Annotated in this window: 14 protein-coding genes; 11 read left to right on the top strand and 3 right to left on the bottom strand. The window is 39.0% G+C overall.

The window, feature by feature from the left end; genetic code table 11:
* Position 1 precedes the first annotated feature (1 nt).
* From SULBA_RS10135 to SULBA_RS10120, 4 genes are read left to right on the top strand one after another with little or no spacing between them, the layout of a single operon-like run.
* Positions 2-1,075 carry a DUF7488 domain-containing protein gene (locus SULBA_RS10135; RefSeq protein WP_014770204.1) on the top strand — a complete coding sequence of 358 codons (1,074 nt, stop codon included), beginning with the start codon at positions 2-4 and terminating at the stop codon, positions 1,073-1,075.
* A 10-nt stretch (positions 1,076-1,085) separates the two neighbouring features.
* The gene (locus tag SULBA_RS10130; protein ID WP_014770203.1) at positions 1,086-1,946 is read left to right on the top strand and encodes a polyprenyl synthetase family protein; all 861 of its coding nucleotides are present in this window, start codon (positions 1,086-1,088) and stop codon (positions 1,944-1,946) included.
* Between the two features lie 13 nt (positions 1,947-1,959).
* Positions 1,960-3,930, top strand: coding sequence for a transketolase (gene tkt, locus SULBA_RS10125; RefSeq protein WP_014770202.1), 1,971 nt, complete (start codon positions 1,960-1,962; stop codon positions 3,928-3,930).
* Positions 3,899-4,588, top strand: coding sequence for an HAD family hydrolase (locus tag SULBA_RS10120; protein WP_014770201.1), 690 nt, complete (start codon positions 3,899-3,901; stop codon positions 4,586-4,588). The genes tkt and SULBA_RS10120 overlap by 32 nt, the downstream gene beginning before the upstream one ends.
* 4 nt (positions 4,589-4,592) lie before the next feature.
* On the opposite strand, the gene SULBA_RS10115 is transcribed toward SULBA_RS10120, so the two are convergent.
* The 3 genes from SULBA_RS10115 to SULBA_RS10105 form a co-directional block, all read right to left on the bottom strand.
* Entirely contained in the window at positions 4,593-6,461 is a 1,869-nt protein-coding gene (locus SULBA_RS10115; RefSeq protein WP_245391405.1) for a methyl-accepting chemotaxis protein, read from the bottom strand.
* A gap of 171 nt (positions 6,462-6,632) precedes the next feature.
* The gene (locus SULBA_RS10110; protein ID WP_014770199.1) at positions 6,633-8,513 is read right to left on the bottom strand and encodes a methyl-accepting chemotaxis protein; all 1,881 of its coding nucleotides are present in this window, start codon (positions 8,511-8,513) and stop codon (positions 6,633-6,635) included.
* Between the two features lie 150 nt (positions 8,514-8,663).
* Positions 8,664-10,541, bottom strand: a complete 1,878-nt coding sequence (locus tag SULBA_RS10105; protein ID WP_014770198.1) for a methyl-accepting chemotaxis protein — start codon at positions 10,539-10,541, stop codon at positions 8,664-8,666.
* A 225-nt stretch (positions 10,542-10,766) separates the two neighbouring features.
* On the opposite strand from SULBA_RS10105, the gene SULBA_RS10100 reads away from it, so the two are divergent.
* The 7 genes from SULBA_RS10100 (at position 10,767) to carA (ending at position 16,730) form a co-directional block, all read left to right on the top strand.
* Positions 10,767-11,876, top strand: a complete 1,110-nt coding sequence (locus SULBA_RS10100; protein WP_014770197.1) for a pyridoxal-phosphate-dependent aminotransferase family protein — start codon at positions 10,767-10,769, stop codon at positions 11,874-11,876.
* A 3-nt stretch (positions 11,877-11,879) separates the two neighbouring features.
* Positions 11,880-12,734 (top strand): ATP phosphoribosyltransferase regulatory subunit, encoded by an 855-nt coding sequence (locus SULBA_RS10095; protein WP_014770196.1) that lies wholly within the window; start codon positions 11,880-11,882, stop codon positions 12,732-12,734.
* The gene (locus SULBA_RS10090) at positions 12,735-13,982 is read left to right on the top strand and encodes an adenylosuccinate synthase (RefSeq protein ID WP_014770195.1); all 1,248 of its coding nucleotides are present in this window, start codon (positions 12,735-12,737) and stop codon (positions 13,980-13,982) included.
* Positions 13,983-14,005: 23 nt separating this feature from the next.
* Entirely contained in the window at positions 14,006-14,440 is a 435-nt protein-coding gene (locus SULBA_RS10085; RefSeq protein ID WP_014770194.1) for a flagellar export protein FliJ, read from the top strand.
* On the top strand, positions 14,437-14,964 hold the full coding sequence (locus SULBA_RS10080; protein WP_014770193.1) for a MotE family protein: 528 nt from the start codon (positions 14,437-14,439) through the stop codon (positions 14,962-14,964). Before SULBA_RS10085 ends, SULBA_RS10080 begins: the two co-directional genes overlap by 4 nt.
* A gap of 84 nt (positions 14,965-15,048) precedes the next feature.
* On the top strand, positions 15,049-15,603 hold the full coding sequence (locus tag SULBA_RS10075) for a DUF507 family protein (RefSeq protein ID WP_014770192.1): 555 nt from the start codon (positions 15,049-15,051) through the stop codon (positions 15,601-15,603).
* Entirely contained in the window at positions 15,600-16,730 is a 1,131-nt protein-coding gene (gene carA, locus SULBA_RS10070) for a glutamine-hydrolyzing carbamoyl-phosphate synthase small subunit (RefSeq protein ID WP_014770191.1), read from the top strand. The genes SULBA_RS10075 and carA overlap by 4 nt, the downstream gene beginning before the upstream one ends.
* The last annotated feature ends 32 nt before the right edge of the window (positions 16,731-16,762 follow it).

The raw sequence follows: 16,762 nt of genomic DNA, 5'->3' as shown, positions 1-16,762 counted from the left end.
AGTGAAACGTATTACTCTTTTTTTTCTTAGCATAGCGTGTATTCTTTTTGCAGCGGATGCCCCTATCGTTGCCAATAAAGCAGAGTTTGTGTATCCTGATTTTTCACAGTGTTATGAAAAAAACAAAGGCTCCATTGTCTATTTTGGAAATACCCGAGCGATTGCTTTGAGTGAAAAGTATGCGGTTGCCTATTCCAAAGAGAAGCCCAGCGTTGCTTATGCTAAATATGATTATCTTTCGCATCTCTATCTGTTTGAGTCGCCAAAACCTTTAATGCCTATGAAACTAAAAACGACAGCAGAATTAAAATTAGGCGAATGGCTTGGAAGCATGACGGACAAATCTATTATTGCGGTCAATGCTTCAAAAATAGGAAAAAGTGCCAATGAGTTTTTTGAATTTGGAGGCGTGGGCGAAGTCAATGCCATTGTGGGTGGCTTGTGCTGTGAAATGTATGGCTTAGGCATTGGTGATAAATTTTTTATTGGTAGTGAAGCATTGGAGCAGTTTATGCTCGGGAAAAGTGCTTCTTTTTCAGAATTAGGAGTGCGCATTGTCGATGGTAATGAGAGTGTTATCGTTGATTTTGTTGACCCTCTTTTTAAAGAGGCACGTTTAAAAGCAGGTGATAAAATCACCCTATTAAATGGAAAAAAAGTGACCAATGTCAGTGAGTTTGGTGAAGCACTGAAAAGTTTTAAAGATTTAAGTAAGGTGAGCGCTCAAATTCAGCGGGATAATGCATGGATTGAAGAGAATATCTTAGCACCAAAAGTGGAAGCTAAAAAAGTGGAAGCACCTAAAGTGAAAAAAACACCGCCTCCTAAAAAAGAGAGTTATTTACAAACTAAAGGCTTTAAGTTTGACAATGATCTTAAAATTATTGGCATTGAGCGAGGTTCCTTTGCAGAAAAGAGTGGTCTTAAAATCGGAGATCGTTTGATGCAAATTGATCGAGTTCCTATGGAGCGTGTGTCTGAAGCTGACGCATATTTAGCGAAAAATCGTGCACATGATATGAGTTTGCTCTTTGATCGTGATGATTTTCAATTTTTTGTTACCTTAAAACGTTAAAAGGGATCGTTTGAGTTCTAAAATTTTAGTTGAAACATTTGAAGCTTTTTTAAAAAAAGAGCTTCCTACTGTCGAGAGTTTCCACCCTCATTTTAACCGTGCGCTTAGCGAAATGCTTGATGTGGGAGGTAAACGTTTTCGCCCACTTTTGCTCTTAAGTGTTGTTGAATCTTCTTCTCCTTTATTGCTTGAAAATGCTTTACATGTAAGTTTGGGCTTAGAGATGATGCATACGTATTCATTGATTCATGATGATCTTCCTTGCATGGATAATGCGCAGTTAAGAAGAGGGCATCCGACTTTACATGTAAGCTATGATGAAACAACGGCTGTGTTAGTTGGTGATGCGCTTAATACCCATGCGTTTTATAGAATAGCCAATGCCCCTTTGAGTGCCGAAACTAAGATTAAACTTGTTTCCATTCTCTCAGGTGATGCGGGTATTTTTGGTATGGTTCTAGGGCAAGCGATTGATTGTTTTTTTGAAGACAAACGTTTGGATGTGGAACAACTAAGCTTTTTACATGTACATAAAACAGCCAAACTTATTGCAGCATCTCTTCTTATGGGAGCTGTGATTTGTGAATTGGATAAGGCAACGCAAGAGACACTGTACCAATTTGGATTAAAATTAGGGCTTTTGTTTCAAGTGCAAGATGACATTATTGATGCGACATTGAGTCCTGAAGAAGCGGGAAAGCCTATCCAAAATGATAGCCACAAAAACTCTTTTGTCAATCTTTTAGGCTTAGATGGTGCGTTGATGGAAAAAGAGAGGCTCTTGCGTGAGTTGGAGGAAGAATTAACAAAGCTTGAAGCACCTTTGGCAAAAAGGCTTCAAGGTATTATGAATGATTATTTTAAAGTTTGATTGAGGAAGAGAAATGGAAAATAAAACGTTATTAAAAAAACAAGCCGATACAATACGCTTTTTAGCAGCAGATATGGTGCAACGTGCCAATAGTGGGCATCCAGGTGCACCGATGGGACTTGCTGATATTGTGACTATTTTGGCTAGACATATTCATCATAATCCCAAAAATCCAAAATGGATGAATCGTGACCGTTTAGTTTTTAGTGGTGGACATGCCTCCGCGCTTGTTTATTCATTTTTACATTTGAGTGGGTATGATTTAAGCATTGAAGATTTAAAAAATTTTAGACAACTAGGCAGTAAAACACCAGGGCATCCAGAATACGGTGATGTGCCAGGCGTTGAAGTGACTACAGGACCTTTAGGGCAGGGTATTTCTAATGCCGTTGGTTTTGCTATGGCGGCAAAGTATGCTGCAAATATTTTGAACAAACCTAGCGCAGAAGTCATCTCCCATAAAGTCTATTGTTTGTGTGGCGATGGTGATCTTCAAGAGGGCATTAGCTATGAAGCGTGTTCTTTAGCGGGGCATTTAGCTTTAGATAATTTAGTGGTTATTTATGATAGCAATGCTATTACCATTGAGGGTGATACTTCGATTGCGTGGAGCGAAGATGTAAAGCATCGTTTCGAGGCACAAGGATGGGAAGTTTCACGTATTGATGGGCATGATTATGATGAAATTAATGCTGTGTTAGAGCAAGCAAAAGAGCAAACAAAACCCTATTTGATTATTGCAGATACGATTATTGCTAAAGGTGCGTGTGAGATGGAAGGAAGCCATCATGCGCATGGGGCTCCTCTTGGATGTGATGAGATTAAAAATGCAAAAATCAAAGCAGGATTTGATCCTGAGCAAAGTTTTGTTGTGGATGAAGATGTCAAAGCACGCTTTAGTTGTGCTCTTGAAAAAGGAGACCTTGCAGAAGCGCAATGGAATACACTTATTAAAAACAGTCTTACTCCTGAGCAAAAGGAACTTTTTGAAGCCCTTTTAAATCCTGATCTCTCAAAAATTGAGTGGCCTAATTTTGAGAGCGATGTGGCAACACGTGATAGTAATGGAAAAATCCTCAATGCGATTGCCAAAGCACTTCCTAGCTTTTTGGGAGGAAGTGCCGATTTGGGACCTTCCAATAAAAGCGAATTAGCAGGCATGGGAGATTTTCCATTTGGACGCAATATGCACTTTGGTATTCGTGAACATGCGATGGGTGCTATTATTAACTCATTTGCTTTGTATGGGCTTTTTATTCCCTATGGCGCAACATTTTTTATTTTTAGTGATTACATGAAGCCTTCGGTTCGTTTAGCGGCACTCATGAAACTTAAAAATTTTTATATCTGGACACACGATAGCATTGGTGTGGGAGAAGATGGACCAACGCATCAGCCTATTGAGCAACTCAGTCAATTTAGAGCGCTTCCAAACTTTTATGTCTACCGTCCGTGTGATGGCAGAGAAAATGTAAAAGCATGGCAAAAGGCACTTGGTATGCAAGCACCAGCAGCGTTTGTTTGTTCTCGCCAAAAACTAAAAGCACTCAAAGATGATAGAGCTTATGGTGATGTTGAAAATGGCGGTTATTTACTGACAAAGCGTGAGAATGCTACGCTTACTTTGATGGCAAGTGGCAGTGAAGTCTATCTTGCGCTTCAAGTGGGGTGTCGTTTGGCAAAGTTGGGTGTGAATGCCAATATCGTCAGTGTGCCATGTTTTGATTTATTGGTTGAGCAAGAAAAAGCATACATTGCAACCATTATTGATCCTAAAACAAAAGTCATTGCGATTGAAGCGAGTGCAGGGAATGAATGGTACCGCTTTGCCGATGAAGTTATTGGGATGAAACGTTTTGGTGCGAGTGCTCCAGCAGAGCTTTTATTTGAAAAGTTTGGTTTAACACCTGAGCGTGTAACTCAAACTGTATGTGGTTTTTTAAATATGCCGTATGAAGATACGAGCATTACATGTAAAAATTAATATGAAAAAAGTGATTGTTTTTGATTTAGATGGCACGCTCCTAGATACGCTAGAAGATATTGCTATCAGTGCTAATTTTGCCTTGAAAAGTCTGGGTTTTCAAGCAGAAGAGCATGATAAATACCGTTATTTTGTGGGGGAGGGTGTTTTTAAACTGTTTGAAAACATTTTTGCCTCCAATCCTCAAGAAAAAGAGACGATTCAAAAGGCAGTTGGATTGTTTGAGTCGCATTATACAAAGCAGTTTCATCAAAATACAACGTTGTATGAGGGGGTAAGTAAAATGCTTACCTTTTTACACGCTCGTGGGTTTAAGATGGCAATTCTTTCCAACAAACCTGATAGTTTCACAAAAATGTGTGCAGTAAAATACTTACGCCAATGGGATTTTGAAGTGGTCTTTGGTGTTAGGGAGGGTGTGCCTAGAAAGCCAGACCCTAGCGCTGCTTTAGAAATTTGTGAGCTTTTACATGTAAAGCCTGAGGCGTGTTATTACTTGGGTGATACGATGATTGATATGCAAACGGCAAACCGCGCAGGCATGATAGCTTTAGGTGCATTATGGGGTTTTAGGGATGAGGCTGAACTAAGAGAACATGGTGCGAAGTATTTACTGAAAACACCCAGCGAGGTCATAAAGCTCCTCACTGAAGTGTGAAAGTTTAGGATTTAAATTTTCCTAATTCGTTGTTAAGATTTTCTGTCATAGCGTGGAGATGTTCACTGGCTTGTGAGACATTATCAATGCTGGTAACATTCTCTTTTGAAATAACATTAATTTTCTCAATTTCCTCGACCATTCCCTTAATTTGGGTTGCGGTATGAACAAAGTTGTCTACCGTGGCATGTGCATCTTGAATGGTTTTTTGGATGGTTGTGTCAATGGTATTCATGCCTTTTTGCAGTTCAATCGAAATGGAAGCTAGGGTATTCACTTCTGCTGCATTGTGTGAAATATCGGTATTGGCATCCATAATGGACTGCACCACGACATTAATGGTCGCATCAATCTCCACTAAGCTTTTTTGGGTTCGCTCAGCTAATTTTCGTACTTCATCGGCAACCACCGCAAAACCACGTCCATGCTCTCCTGCTCGTGCGGCTTCAATCGCAGCATTAAGTGCGAGTAAATTGGTTTGATCGGCAATATCACGAATAATGCTTAAGACCTCTTTGACTTCATTGGCATTGTGGCTTACGGAATTAAGGCGTTCAGCTAAACTTTGCTCTTTAATGGCCGTCTCTTGCATGGTACGTTCGAGGTATTCGGCTTGACCTTTTACCTGATTAATATCTTCTTGTGTTTTGCGTAAGGCTTCTTGTGAAGCAGTTGCTTTGACAACAGAGTTTTCAATAGCGCTGGTAAGCGCAATTCCACTCTCTTTTGTGTTACTTACAATGCGAGCTTCAGCATCCACATTTCTTACCACTTCAGAGGCTGTGCGAGAGAGCTCTTCTGAAATCGAGGCATTTTCATTACTAATCTCTTTAGATTTTTTAACAATTTCATGAAGTTTTTCAATAAATCGATTAATGTTTCCAGAGACTTGTCCAAACTCATCTTGATTGTTCGCCTGTAATCTTTGTCGCAAGTCGCCCTCTGAGCTGGAGAGGTCTTTGACCACATTATTGAGTTGATCAAGAGGTTGAAGAAGGATCTTAATCAGAAAAACCATAATACCCACAGAAACCACAAGCATTAGTAGCCCTATAAAAAAAAGCTCTTTGACTTGTGCATCTAAAAAGGCATACGCCTTTTCTTTTTCAAAAACAATGCCTGGAATCCAGTTGGTTTCAGTAGATGCTTTGTAAGCAAAAAGTTTATCACTATCTAAATGAAACTCAATTAGTCCATCCGCATCTCCTTTGAGCTTTGCTGCTAAAACAGACTCTTTGCCCAAGCGCTCAGCATCTGGATGGGCTATAACTGTTTTTTTAGCATCTAAAAGCATACCATAGCCACCATCTATTTTAACATCACTCACAGCTTTGACAACGCGAGTTAAGTCAAACATAGTAGCAACCGCACCAATAATTTGCCCATTTTTAACAATAGGTGCCGTAATCGCAATTAAATTAATCGGTTCAGCCGTACCTACATAAATATCAGTAACAGCAGCTTGTTTTGTTGACATCGCAAGGGTGTACCATGGGCGTTTTCGAGGGTCAAAACCTGCTTTTGGTATGGTCTTACTTCCGTAAATCATTACCCCAGTTTTTTCAAACCCTACAAAGCTGTCTTTGCCCCCTGTTGTTTTGGTTGCTTCTTGTAAAATGGTCTTTATTTGCGCTTCACTCATTTCTTCCATATCGCTTAGCGTTCTTGCTGAACTGCTTAGAATATTTTTTTGCCCTGATAGCCAAAGATCAATATAATCGGTTAGAGAACGTGATGCCATTTGAAGATTTGCTTCAACTTGTGTGATGCTGTTTTTCTTTGTATCTATATAGCTTACAATACCAAATGCAGCAAGACTGATACAAATTAACAGTGAGATGATGAGGGTGACTTTGGTTTTAAAGTTCATCATACCTTCCTTTGTGTGGTTTTTAAATTTTAAAACAAGTGTTTCATTTAGTATAGCACAAACTTGAAGCGTAAAATGAGACGTTTTGTAAATTGTGGTAGATAAATGTTATGTGTGTGAGAAAAGAGAAACGTCAGTAAGAACTTTTGCTTCTTACTGACCTGAACATAGAAGCTATGACTTAAACTTGCCCAGTTCATTGTTAAGATTTTCTGTCATTACATGTAAATGCTCGCTGGCTTGTGAGACGTTATCGATGCTCGTGACATTTTCTTTGGAGATAAGATTGATTTTTTCAATTTCATTGACAATATGTTTGATGCGTTTTGCGGTTTCCATGAAACTCTCAACAGTGACGTGCGTGTTATTTGCAGTTTCGTGAATGATAGAAGCGATGGCGTTCATTTCCTCTTGTAGCTCCACAGAAATTGTTGCTAAGGCGTTGACTTCTGTTGCGTTACTTGCAATTTCAGTGTTTGCATCCATAATAGATTGCACCACGACATTGATAGTCGCATCAATCTCCACTAAGCTTTTTTGGGTTCGCTCAGCCAGCTTTCGTACTTCATCCGCAACTACAGCAAAGCCACGCCCATGCTCACCCGCGCGTGCGGCTTCAATCGCAGCATTGAGTGCGAGCAAATTGGTTTGATCAGCAATATCTCGAATAATCCCTAAAATATCCTTGACTTCATTGGCATTGTGGCTGACGGTGTTTAGTTTTTCTGCTAAGTTTTGCTCTTTGAGCGCTGTGGATTGCATGGTATTTTCAAGGTATTCGACTTTGGTTTTGACTTTAGTTATATCGGTTTGGGTTTGTTGTAAGACATTTTGGGAATTTTTTGCTTTTTCCACAGAGTTTTCTATGGCTGAAGTCAGTGCCAAACCTTCTTCTTTGGTACTTTCAACAATTTTAGATTCCATATCCACATTTTTACCCACCTCCGTCGCTGTACGGGAGAGCTCTTCAGAGATAGAAGCATTTTCATTACTGATGGTTTTTGATTTTTTAACAATCTCATGGAGTTTCTCAATAAATTTATTGATATTGCCTGAGACTTGTCCAAACTCATCATTGTGTTTTACATGTAAACGTTGGCTAAGATCTCCATCGCTGCTTGAAAGTACTTGTACCACACCATTGAGACTATCTAAAGGCTGAAGTAGTTTTTTAATAAGGACGATCATAATACCAATAGAGAGTACAAGCATGATAAAACCCATTATGATAAGCTCTTTTACTTGGTCAGCTAAGAAACTGTAAGCAGCTGATTTATCAAATGAGATTGCGGGTATCCATCCTGTTTGTGTTGAAATTTTATAGGCAAATATTTTTTCAATACCATTAAAAGTGTAGTTAATAATTGCCTCTTGATTATCCCCAAATTGTTGTGTTAATTCTGGTACCAATGTAGCAAGATCTTTACCTAAGAGCTCTTTATTGGGGTGTGCGATTAAAACACCTTTGGTGTCAGTAAGGATGCCATAGCCCCCATTAAAATTAATATCTGAAAGTGTTTTAAAAAGCGTATCCAATGCAATATTGCTTGCAACAACACCTATTAGTGTGTTATTGTGAAAGATAGGTGCCATGATGGCAACAACATATTTCTTGCTACTAGCACTCATATAGGCATCACTTGCACCTACTTGCTTTGATGTTTTAGCGGCGATATACCAAGGACGTTTTCGTGGATCAAAGTCTGCTGCAACTTTTGCTCCACTTCCATAAAGCATTTTACCGTCTTCGAATCCGATGAAAGAATCAAGCCCTCCAACAGTTTTTGCAAGCTCTTGAAGTATATGCCTAAGTTCTTCATCGCTGAGTGTGGACATGTTTGAGAGTGAACGTGCCGTTGCATCGACAACATCTTTTTTAGAAGCAATCCACAAATCAATATAATCGCTCAACGAGCGTGATGCCATTTGGATGCTAGATTCTACTTGAATAACGCTATTCTTCTTTGTATCCATGTAACTAAAAAAACCAAAAATACTAAGGCTAAGAAACATAAGAAGTGCAATGCTTAAAGTTACTTTTGTCTTAAAATTCATGACAAACCCCCTCGTTGAAATATACTTAAAAAAAGTATAACATTTTTGCGTTGCAAAGACGTTTTAAATTATTAAAAATATGAGGAAAAGTGTATTTTAATGTAAAACGCCCAAGCACAAAAGAGATGCTTGAGCGAAGTAAAGAGTGCGTTAAGACTTAAATTTACCGAGCTCATTGTTGAGATTTTCGGTCATGACATGTAAATGCTCAGAGGCTTGTGAGACATTATCAATGCTTCCCACATTCTCTTTAGAAATCACATTGATTTTTTCTATTTCATCGACAATGGTTTTAATCTTAGAAGCGGTGTCAATAAAGTCATTGACCGTATGGTGAGAATCATCAATGGTTTTATGAATAATATCAGCCACACTGTTCATACCATCTTGCAGTTCAATAGAGATAGAAGCTAGCGCATTCACCTCTTGTGCATTTGTGGTAATATCGGTATTGGCATCCATAATAGATTGCACCACCACATTAATGGTCGCATCAATCTCCACTAAGCTCTTTTGGGTTCGCTCAGCTAGTTTTCGTACTTCATCGGCTACCACCGCAAAACCACGTCCATGCTCTCCTGCTCGTGCGGCTTCAATGGCAGCATTTAGGGCTAGAAGATTGGTCTGATCGGCAATATCTCGAATAATGCCTAAAACATCTTTGACTTCATTAGCATTGTGGCTTACTGTATTAAGACGCTCTGCTAAGTTTTGCTCTTTAAGCGCAGTCGCTTGCATGGTATGTTCTAGGTGTTCCACTTTACTTTTAACATCAGAGATGTCTTTTTGGGTATCAGAGAGTGCTTGTTGAGACGCTTTGGCTTTAAGCACAGAGGTTTCAATACTTTTTACCAAAGCAATGCCCTCTTCTTTGGTATGTTCTACAATACGAGATTCTGCATCCACGTTTCGTACCACTTCTGAAGCCGTACGAGAGAGCTCTTCTGAGATAGAAGCATTTTCATTACTGATGGTTTTTGATTTTTTAACAATCTCATGGAGTTTTTCAATAAACTTATTGATATTACGAGAGACTTGTGCAAACTCATCATTGGCTGTAGCTGAGAGTCTTTGTCTTAAATCTCCCTCTGAACTGGAAAGCTCTTCTACCACACTGTTAAGATTATCAAGGGGTTTGAGCAAGGTTTTAATCAAAATTACCATAATCCCTATGGAGAGAATGAGCATAATGATACCTACAAAAAGCTGCTCTTTGACTTGGGTGTTTAAGAAAGAGTAAGCAGTGGCTTTATCAAAACTAATACCTGGTCTCCAACCGCTCTCTTCGGAGACTTTAAAGGCGAAGATTTTATTGGATCCCTCTAATGTGTATTCCAGCAGTCCCTCTTTTTTCGTTGCAAACTCTTTATTTAAAGCCTCTTTCATGGAAGATTCTTTGCCGAGTAACTCTTTATTAGGGTGAGCTACAATGACATCTTTTGTATCCAAAAGCATGCCATAGCCACCGTTGAAATTAATATCACCAATGACTTTAAAAAGCGAAGCTAACTCAATATCAATGGATACAACACCTACGAGTGCGTTGTTACGATAAATGGGAGCCATAACGCTTACCAAATAGGCTTTAATAGAAGAGCCCATATAGGCATCGGTAATTGCAGGTTTGCCTACACTTTTAGCTTGTTTGTACCAGCCTCTTGCTCGTGGATCATACCCATCAGCAGGCTTCTTCCCACTGTCATAAATCATCTTACCATCTTCATAGCCTACAAACGATTGAACTGCCCCTAGAGATTTTGTCAACTCTTTAAGCCGTTCTTTCAGTTCCATATCATCCATCTGAGGATTAGATGCAAGGGTTCGTGCGACACTTTCAACTGCATTTTTCTTCGACAAAATCCACAAATCAATATAATCTGTGAGTGAGCGTGATGCCATTTGAAGGCTTTGTTCTATTTGTACCACACTGTTTCGTTTGGTGTCAATATAACTAAAAAACCCAAAAAATATTAAACTCAATGCCATAAGCACTGCTATGGTCACTGTGATTTTTGTCTTAAAATGCATAAATGACTCCTTTGGAATTTTGAAAAGTTTAATTTAATTTTATAATTTCAAAAAGACTTAAAAAAGACTTTTGTTTTCTTTTACATGTAAAGGAAGTATAACGTAAAAATATTTCCGATTGATGACACACGTTTTAGCCTATTTTTGAGGGTTATATGCCTAAAGAAACAACAAGCATAGTTTTGTTACAATCACCTCTAAAACTACATTTCGAGGATCTGCATTATGTTACTTTTGACGCCTGGCCCAACCCCTGTTCCTGAATCTGTTCGTGTAGCAATGAGCACGCCTACCATTCATCATAGAACGCCTGAATTTGAGGCAATTTTTGGAAAAGCACGTACGTATTTGAAAACACTTTTTGACATGGAAGAGGTGCTAATCTTAGCTTCTAGTGGAACAGGTGCAATGGAAGCATGTGTGCTTCACTTGTGTCAAAGTAAAGCGATTGTGGTAAATTCGGGTAAGTTTGGTGAGCGCTTTGGAAAGATTTGTGCGGCATACAACAAGCCCTTTGTCGAAATTAAAAACGAATGGGACACGCCTGTGAGTGTGGATGCCATTGTTGAACTTGTGAAAAATGATGCTAGCATTGATGCGGTCTGTATGCAAGTGTGTGAGAGTGCGGGTGGACTTCGTCATCCTATCGAAGCGGTGGCAAAAGCCGTGAAAGCGATTCGCCCAAATGTTATGATTATTGCCGATGGTATCACAGCAGTAGGTGTTGAAAAAGTTGAGACTACTCACATTGATGCTTTGATTTCAGGAAGTCAAAAAGCCTTAATGCTTCCACCAGGTCTTGCGTTTATTGGTTTAAATACCAAAGCATTGGAGATCATTGAAAATGGGGGTGTTGGGTACTATTTCAATCTTAAGACAGAGCTTAAAAATCAACGTAAAAACACCACTGCATGGACAGCTGCAACCACGCTTGTCATTGGATTGGTTGCAATGTGTGAATTGATTGAGGCGGAGGGTGGCTTAGAAAAACTGTATGCGGATACCCAAAAAAGAGCGATGGCAACCAATAAAGCTTTGCACGCTTTGGGGCTTCGTATTTACCCAAAAGTTCCTGCTAAGGCTATGAGTGCAGTATTGCACGATGATGCGAGTAAGATTCGTAAAATTTTGAAAAGTAAATACGGTGTCAATATGGCGGGAGGACAAGACCACATTAAAGAGACGCTCTTTCGAATCAACCATATGGGATTGGTGCATGTGTATGAAACAGCATGGACACTCAATGCGGTTGAGATGGCACTTTCTGAACTCTCGCTTCGCCCTTTTGATGGGACTGCCAATCGGGTCTTTACCCAAGAATTTTATCAAGGCTAATGCATGATTTATGAGCATGAAATACCCACAGGAAGCAAGCTTTATTTTGGGCAAAGTGCCACATTAAAGCGAAAATTGGAGCGTGTTGCCAGTGAACTCTTGTATGAGGCAGGATTTCAAGAGATTGTGACGCCATTTTTTTCCTATCATCAGCACCAAAGTATTGATGAAAAAGAGTTGTTGCGCTTTTCGGATGAGCAAAATCATATTGTCTCTTTGCGTGCAGATAGTACGATGGATGCCGTGCGTTTGGTTACCAAACGAGTGGGTAGAAGCACAAGCCATTCAAAATGGTTTTATATTCAGCCTGTTTTTCGCTACCCCAGTCATGAAGTGCATCAAATTGGTGCGGAGCTCATTGGGGAAGAAAATTTGGCATTAAGCCTTCATACAACCTTTGCGCTTTTTTCAAAATTTGAGCTTGAACCTCTTTTACATGTAAGCAATATTCAGATTCCAAAAATTTTGGCGCAGATGCTCGATTTGGATTTGAGTGTGTTTGAAAAGGGTGAACTTCAAAAACTTTTAGCCTTTAATATTCCATGGCTGACGAAGCTTACATGTTTACAAAGTCTCGAGGAATTGGATGAAGTGATTAACGATGTGCCCGATGAGCTGAAAAAAGAGCTTGAAAAACTTAAAGAACTCTCAACGCAACTTTCATATAAAAATCTTGTCTTTTCCCCTTTGTACTATGTGAAAATGCGTTATTATAATACGCTGTTTTTTAGATTTATTGATAAGAATTTTACGCTGGGTGTAGGTGGAAGTTATGACTGTGAGGGCATTGCTTCGAGTGGGTTTGGATTGTATACGGATAATTTAATTGAAATACTAATGAAAAGAGATGGACAGTAGATGAAAGCAGATATGATTGTAGGGATTCAGTGGGGTGATGAGGGTAAAGGGAAAATTGTTGATTTGATGGCACAAGATTATGATGTGGTCTGTCGGTATCAAGGCGGACACAATGCAGGACACACCATTTGGGTAGATGGTGTACGTTATGCGTTGCATCTCATCCCTTCTGGTATTTTAAATCCAAAAGCGATCAATATCATTGGTAATGGTGTGGTGGTTTCACCTGAGGCATTGATTAAAGAGATGGCGCAGTTTACAGAGCTTGAAGGGCGTTTGTTTGTGAGCGATAAAGCGCATATGATTTTAAATCATCACATCCTAATTGATCAAGCTAAAGAAAAATTACGTGGTGAAAAAGCGATTGGGACAACAGGTCGTGGTATTGGACCGAGTTATGGTAGTAAAATTGAACGCAGCGGACACCGTTTGGGAGAGCTTAGAGACACGACAAAATTGGCAACTTCTTTGGTAGAGTTTTACGATGAAAACAGAGCCCTTTTTGGTGCATTAGACATTGTTACTCCCTCTTACGATGCTCTAAAACGTGAACTTGATGGTTATGCTAAAGTACTTCTACCTTTTTTAAGCGATACCACACAAATGGTATGGGGCTTATTGGATGCGAAGAAAAAAGTGCTTTTAGAAGGCGCTCAAGGAACTATGCTTGATATTGACCATGGAACCTATCCGTTTGTCACCAGCTCAAACACCATTAGTGCAGGGGCATGTGTGGGTTTGGGACTTAATCCTAAAGATATTGGTAAAGTCACAGGTATTGTAAAAGCGTACTGTACCCGTGTGGGCAATGGTCCATTTCCTACAGAAGATTTTGGAAAAGAGGGTGATCAGCTTCGTGAAAAAGGGAAAGAGTTTGGTACATCCACAGGTCGTCCACGACGTTGTGGGTGGTTTGATGCAGTAGCGTGTCGTTATGCCAGTCGTATTAATGGCTGTGATGATTTAGCGATTATGAAATTGGATGTTTTAGATGGATTTGAAACCATTAAAGTATGTGTGGCTTATGAAATGAACGGCGTACGTGTGGAAACTTTACCTGAAGATTTGGAAAATATTGTGCCAATTTATGAGGAACTCCCAGGTTGGGAGAGTGTTGTAGGGTGTCGTAAGTTTGAAGAACTTCCCGATACTGCGCAAGCGTATATCAAACGTATTGAAGTTTTAACAGGGACAAAAGTAGGCCTTATTTCAACCAGCCCCGATAGGAACGATACGATTATTTTATAATCTTTACATGTAAAGGTATTTGAATGAAAAGTCAGTTCTCTAAGATTGCTAAAATTCGCAAACAAAAGCGTGATAGTATTGAGCGAGAACTGATAAAAAGCCAAAATAAAGAACGTCTGCTTCGTCATAAAATCAGTGCGTTGTATGAAGATATAGCCCATGTACAAATGCCTAAAGAGGGTTTAATATCCCTTTTTTTGATGGTCAGTGAACAAAAGAGTCTTTTGGGTCGTGAAAAAAAACGCTACGAGCAAGAATTGGCGAGTGTTTTACATGTAAGCAAAACACTGCAAGCAGAGTATCAAAAAGCACACGTGGAGTATGAAAAAATAAAATACCTCGAAGAGCAAGAACTTCAAGCCGTGATGGAAAAGATGAAACGTGAAGAACAGCTCTATTTGGATGAAATATCGACCATGTTATTTGCAGGTGAAATGAACCACAAAGGAAGAAAATGAGAGCTCTTTGGATGCTTTTAATGGCAACACTTTTATGCGCTGAAACGATTGATTGTAGACAAATTTTTGAAGAACGCAAAAGTGAGCTTTTAAAAGAAATTGAGAAGATTGATGAAGCCAGACAATCCTTTGAAGCCTTGCAAGCTGCCACCAATACTCTTTTTGAAAAACAAAAAACGACACTTCAAGAAAAAGAGGGAAATCTTGCAAAAACAAAAGAAGAGATAGAAGCGAAAGAAAAAAATATTGCCTTAATGCTAGAAGAAAATAAAAAGCTTTTAGAGCAAATTGAAGCGAAGAAAAACGATAAACTCGATGAAACATATGTTAAAATGAAAGATGCTTCTGCTGCTGCGATTATTGAAAAGCTTCCTGTGCATGAAGGAGCTGCTATTTTATTCACATTACCCCCTAAAAAAGTCTCACAAATTATGGCAAAAATGGATCCTCAAATTGCTTCTGAAATAACCCAAAGCCTTAAAAAAGGCCCACCTTTTGTCGAAAACAACGAAACCAAAGAGTGACAAAACCCTTACAAATTTTTCTCTAAACAGATATTTACCTTAGCTTAGATACAATGTGTGAAAATTCAGAAGTAAGGTTTATGGATGAAAATTAGATTGCCTCATGCCCCTTATATAGCCAATAAAATAGCGATCGATATTTTAAATTGCGGATTTGTTACCATGTTCAAGGGTTTGGAGCCTGTTGTCAAAGTTGCAGAAGATTTGATTGTTGAAGATATTAAAAAAGAGATCGCATTGGAAGAACGTGTGGTTGAAATTTTAGACCAAAATGAAGACGAGATGGAATTTCAGCGTGTCGATAGACGCAATATGTTTTGGTTGATTAAGAAGAAATTGGCTCAAGAGTTTGGTGTCATTTTATCGTACGAAGATAGGTACAATGAAATAGCGCATAAAATTTTAGAGACGTGTTGGAAACAAGGATTAATCGAGTATTCTGTCACTGAAAACCGCATTAAAAATATTGTCTACAGTGCGATAGAGAGTTATGTGGCGCATTTTCAAGAGATTGAAAATGAGGTTGCGGATAAAATTGCAAACTACAAACGTAAATTAGTGCCTGGTTCAGAAGAGTATGATTTAATTTTTGAGAAGCTTTATGAAGAAGAGTTAAGAAGAAGAGGAATGTTGTCATGATGTTAAAACCTGTATGGATTTATCTTGAAAATGGTGTTTTTCTAGAAGCGAAAAGCTTTGGTTTTGAGGGCTCAAAAACAGGTGAAATTGTTTTTAATACCTCTATGAGTGGGTATCAAGAGATTATGAGTGATCCGAGTTATGCAGGGCAGTTTATTGTTTTTACGATGCCTGAAATTGGCATTGTTGGGTGTAATGATAATGACATGGAAAGTAAAGCCGTGCATGCCAGCGGTATGTTTGTTAGAAGCCTCAATGAGATGCCCTCTAACTTCCGCTCAACCGAGGATTTACCCACGTTTTTAAAAAAGAATCAGAGCATGGGGATTTGTGACATTGACACACGTTATTTGACGAAAATGATTCGTGATGGTGGTCCTAAAATGATGATTGCATCCACCGAAGTGAGTGATGTAGCAACGCTAAAATCAATGCTAGAAGCAAGCCCTCGTATTGAGGATGTTAATTACATTGAAAAAGTAAGCACACCTAAATCCTATTTACATGTAGAGGGTGTGTGGAACGCAGAAGCTCAAACATACAACAAGACGCCTCATCGCATTGGTAAGAAAATCTTAGCAGTTGATTTAGGCATTAAACGCAATATTTTAAATGAGTTATGTGAAGCAGGTTTGGATGTTGAGGTCATAGCGCATGATTTTAGCGCAGAGGATGTAATTGCTCGTTATAAAAAAGGTGAAATTCAAGGACTCTTTTTATCCAATGGTCCTGGGGATCCTTTGATTTTGAAAAATGAAGCAGCCCAAGTTAGGCAATTAATCGAAGCAAAAGTGCCTATGTTTGGTATCTGCTTAGGACATCAATTGCTTTCAATTGCACATGGTTATCCCACATACAAGTTGAAATTTGGGCAACATGGTGGTAATCATCCTGTTAAAAATACAAAAAACAACGTGGTTGAAATTACCACGCAAAACCACAACTATAATGTCCCTGATACAATTTGTAAAATTGCACGTATCACACATGTCAATCTTTTTGACAATACCATTGAGGGACTTGAATACAATGATGCTCCCATCTTCTCTGTGCAACACCATCCTGAGGCAAGTTCTGGTCCTCAAGAGAGTCGGTATATTTTTAAAGAGTTTGCTAATAGACTTTAAATCAACGTATTGTACGTACTTTTTTATCTTTA

The organism is Sulfurospirillum barnesii SES-3 (assembly GCF_000265295.1).
Lineage (GTDB): Bacteria > Campylobacterota > Campylobacteria > Campylobacterales > Sulfurospirillaceae > Sulfurospirillum > Sulfurospirillum barnesii.
The sequence above is the reverse complement of the archived record's forward strand: the minus strand, read 5'-3'. Positions and strand labels throughout refer to the sequence as shown.

Excerpts from the sequence above, each read along its gene's own strand:
- tkt (WP_014770202.1), top strand. The coding sequence starts at position 1,960 with ATGGAAAATAAAACGTTATTAAAAAAACAAGCCGATACAATACGCTTT.
- SULBA_RS10120 (WP_014770201.1), top strand. The coding sequence starts at position 3,899 with ATGAAGATACGAGCATTACATGTAAAAATTAATATGAAAAAAGTGATT.
- SULBA_RS10115 (WP_245391405.1), bottom strand. The coding sequence starts at position 6,461 with ATGATGAACTTTAAAACCAAAGTCACCCTCATCATCTCACTGTTAATT.
- SULBA_RS10110 (WP_014770199.1), bottom strand. The coding sequence starts at position 8,513 with ATGAATTTTAAGACAAAAGTAACTTTAAGCATTGCACTTCTTATGTTT.
- SULBA_RS10105 (WP_014770198.1), bottom strand. The coding sequence starts at position 10,541 with ATGCATTTTAAGACAAAAATCACAGTGACCATAGCAGTGCTTATGGCA.
- SULBA_RS10100 (WP_014770197.1), top strand. The coding sequence starts at position 10,767 with ATGTTACTTTTGACGCCTGGCCCAACCCCTGTTCCTGAATCTGTTCGT.
- SULBA_RS10095 (WP_014770196.1), top strand. The coding sequence starts at position 11,880 with ATGATTTATGAGCATGAAATACCCACAGGAAGCAAGCTTTATTTTGGG.
- SULBA_RS10090 (WP_014770195.1), top strand. The coding sequence starts at position 12,735 with ATGAAAGCAGATATGATTGTAGGGATTCAGTGGGGTGATGAGGGTAAA.
- SULBA_RS10085 (WP_014770194.1), top strand. The coding sequence starts at position 14,006 with ATGAAAAGTCAGTTCTCTAAGATTGCTAAAATTCGCAAACAAAAGCGT.
- SULBA_RS10080 (WP_014770193.1), top strand. The coding sequence starts at position 14,437 with ATGAGAGCTCTTTGGATGCTTTTAATGGCAACACTTTTATGCGCTGAA.
- SULBA_RS10075 (WP_014770192.1), top strand. The coding sequence starts at position 15,049 with ATGAAAATTAGATTGCCTCATGCCCCTTATATAGCCAATAAAATAGCG.
- carA (WP_014770191.1), top strand. The coding sequence starts at position 15,600 with ATGATGTTAAAACCTGTATGGATTTATCTTGAAAATGGTGTTTTTCTA.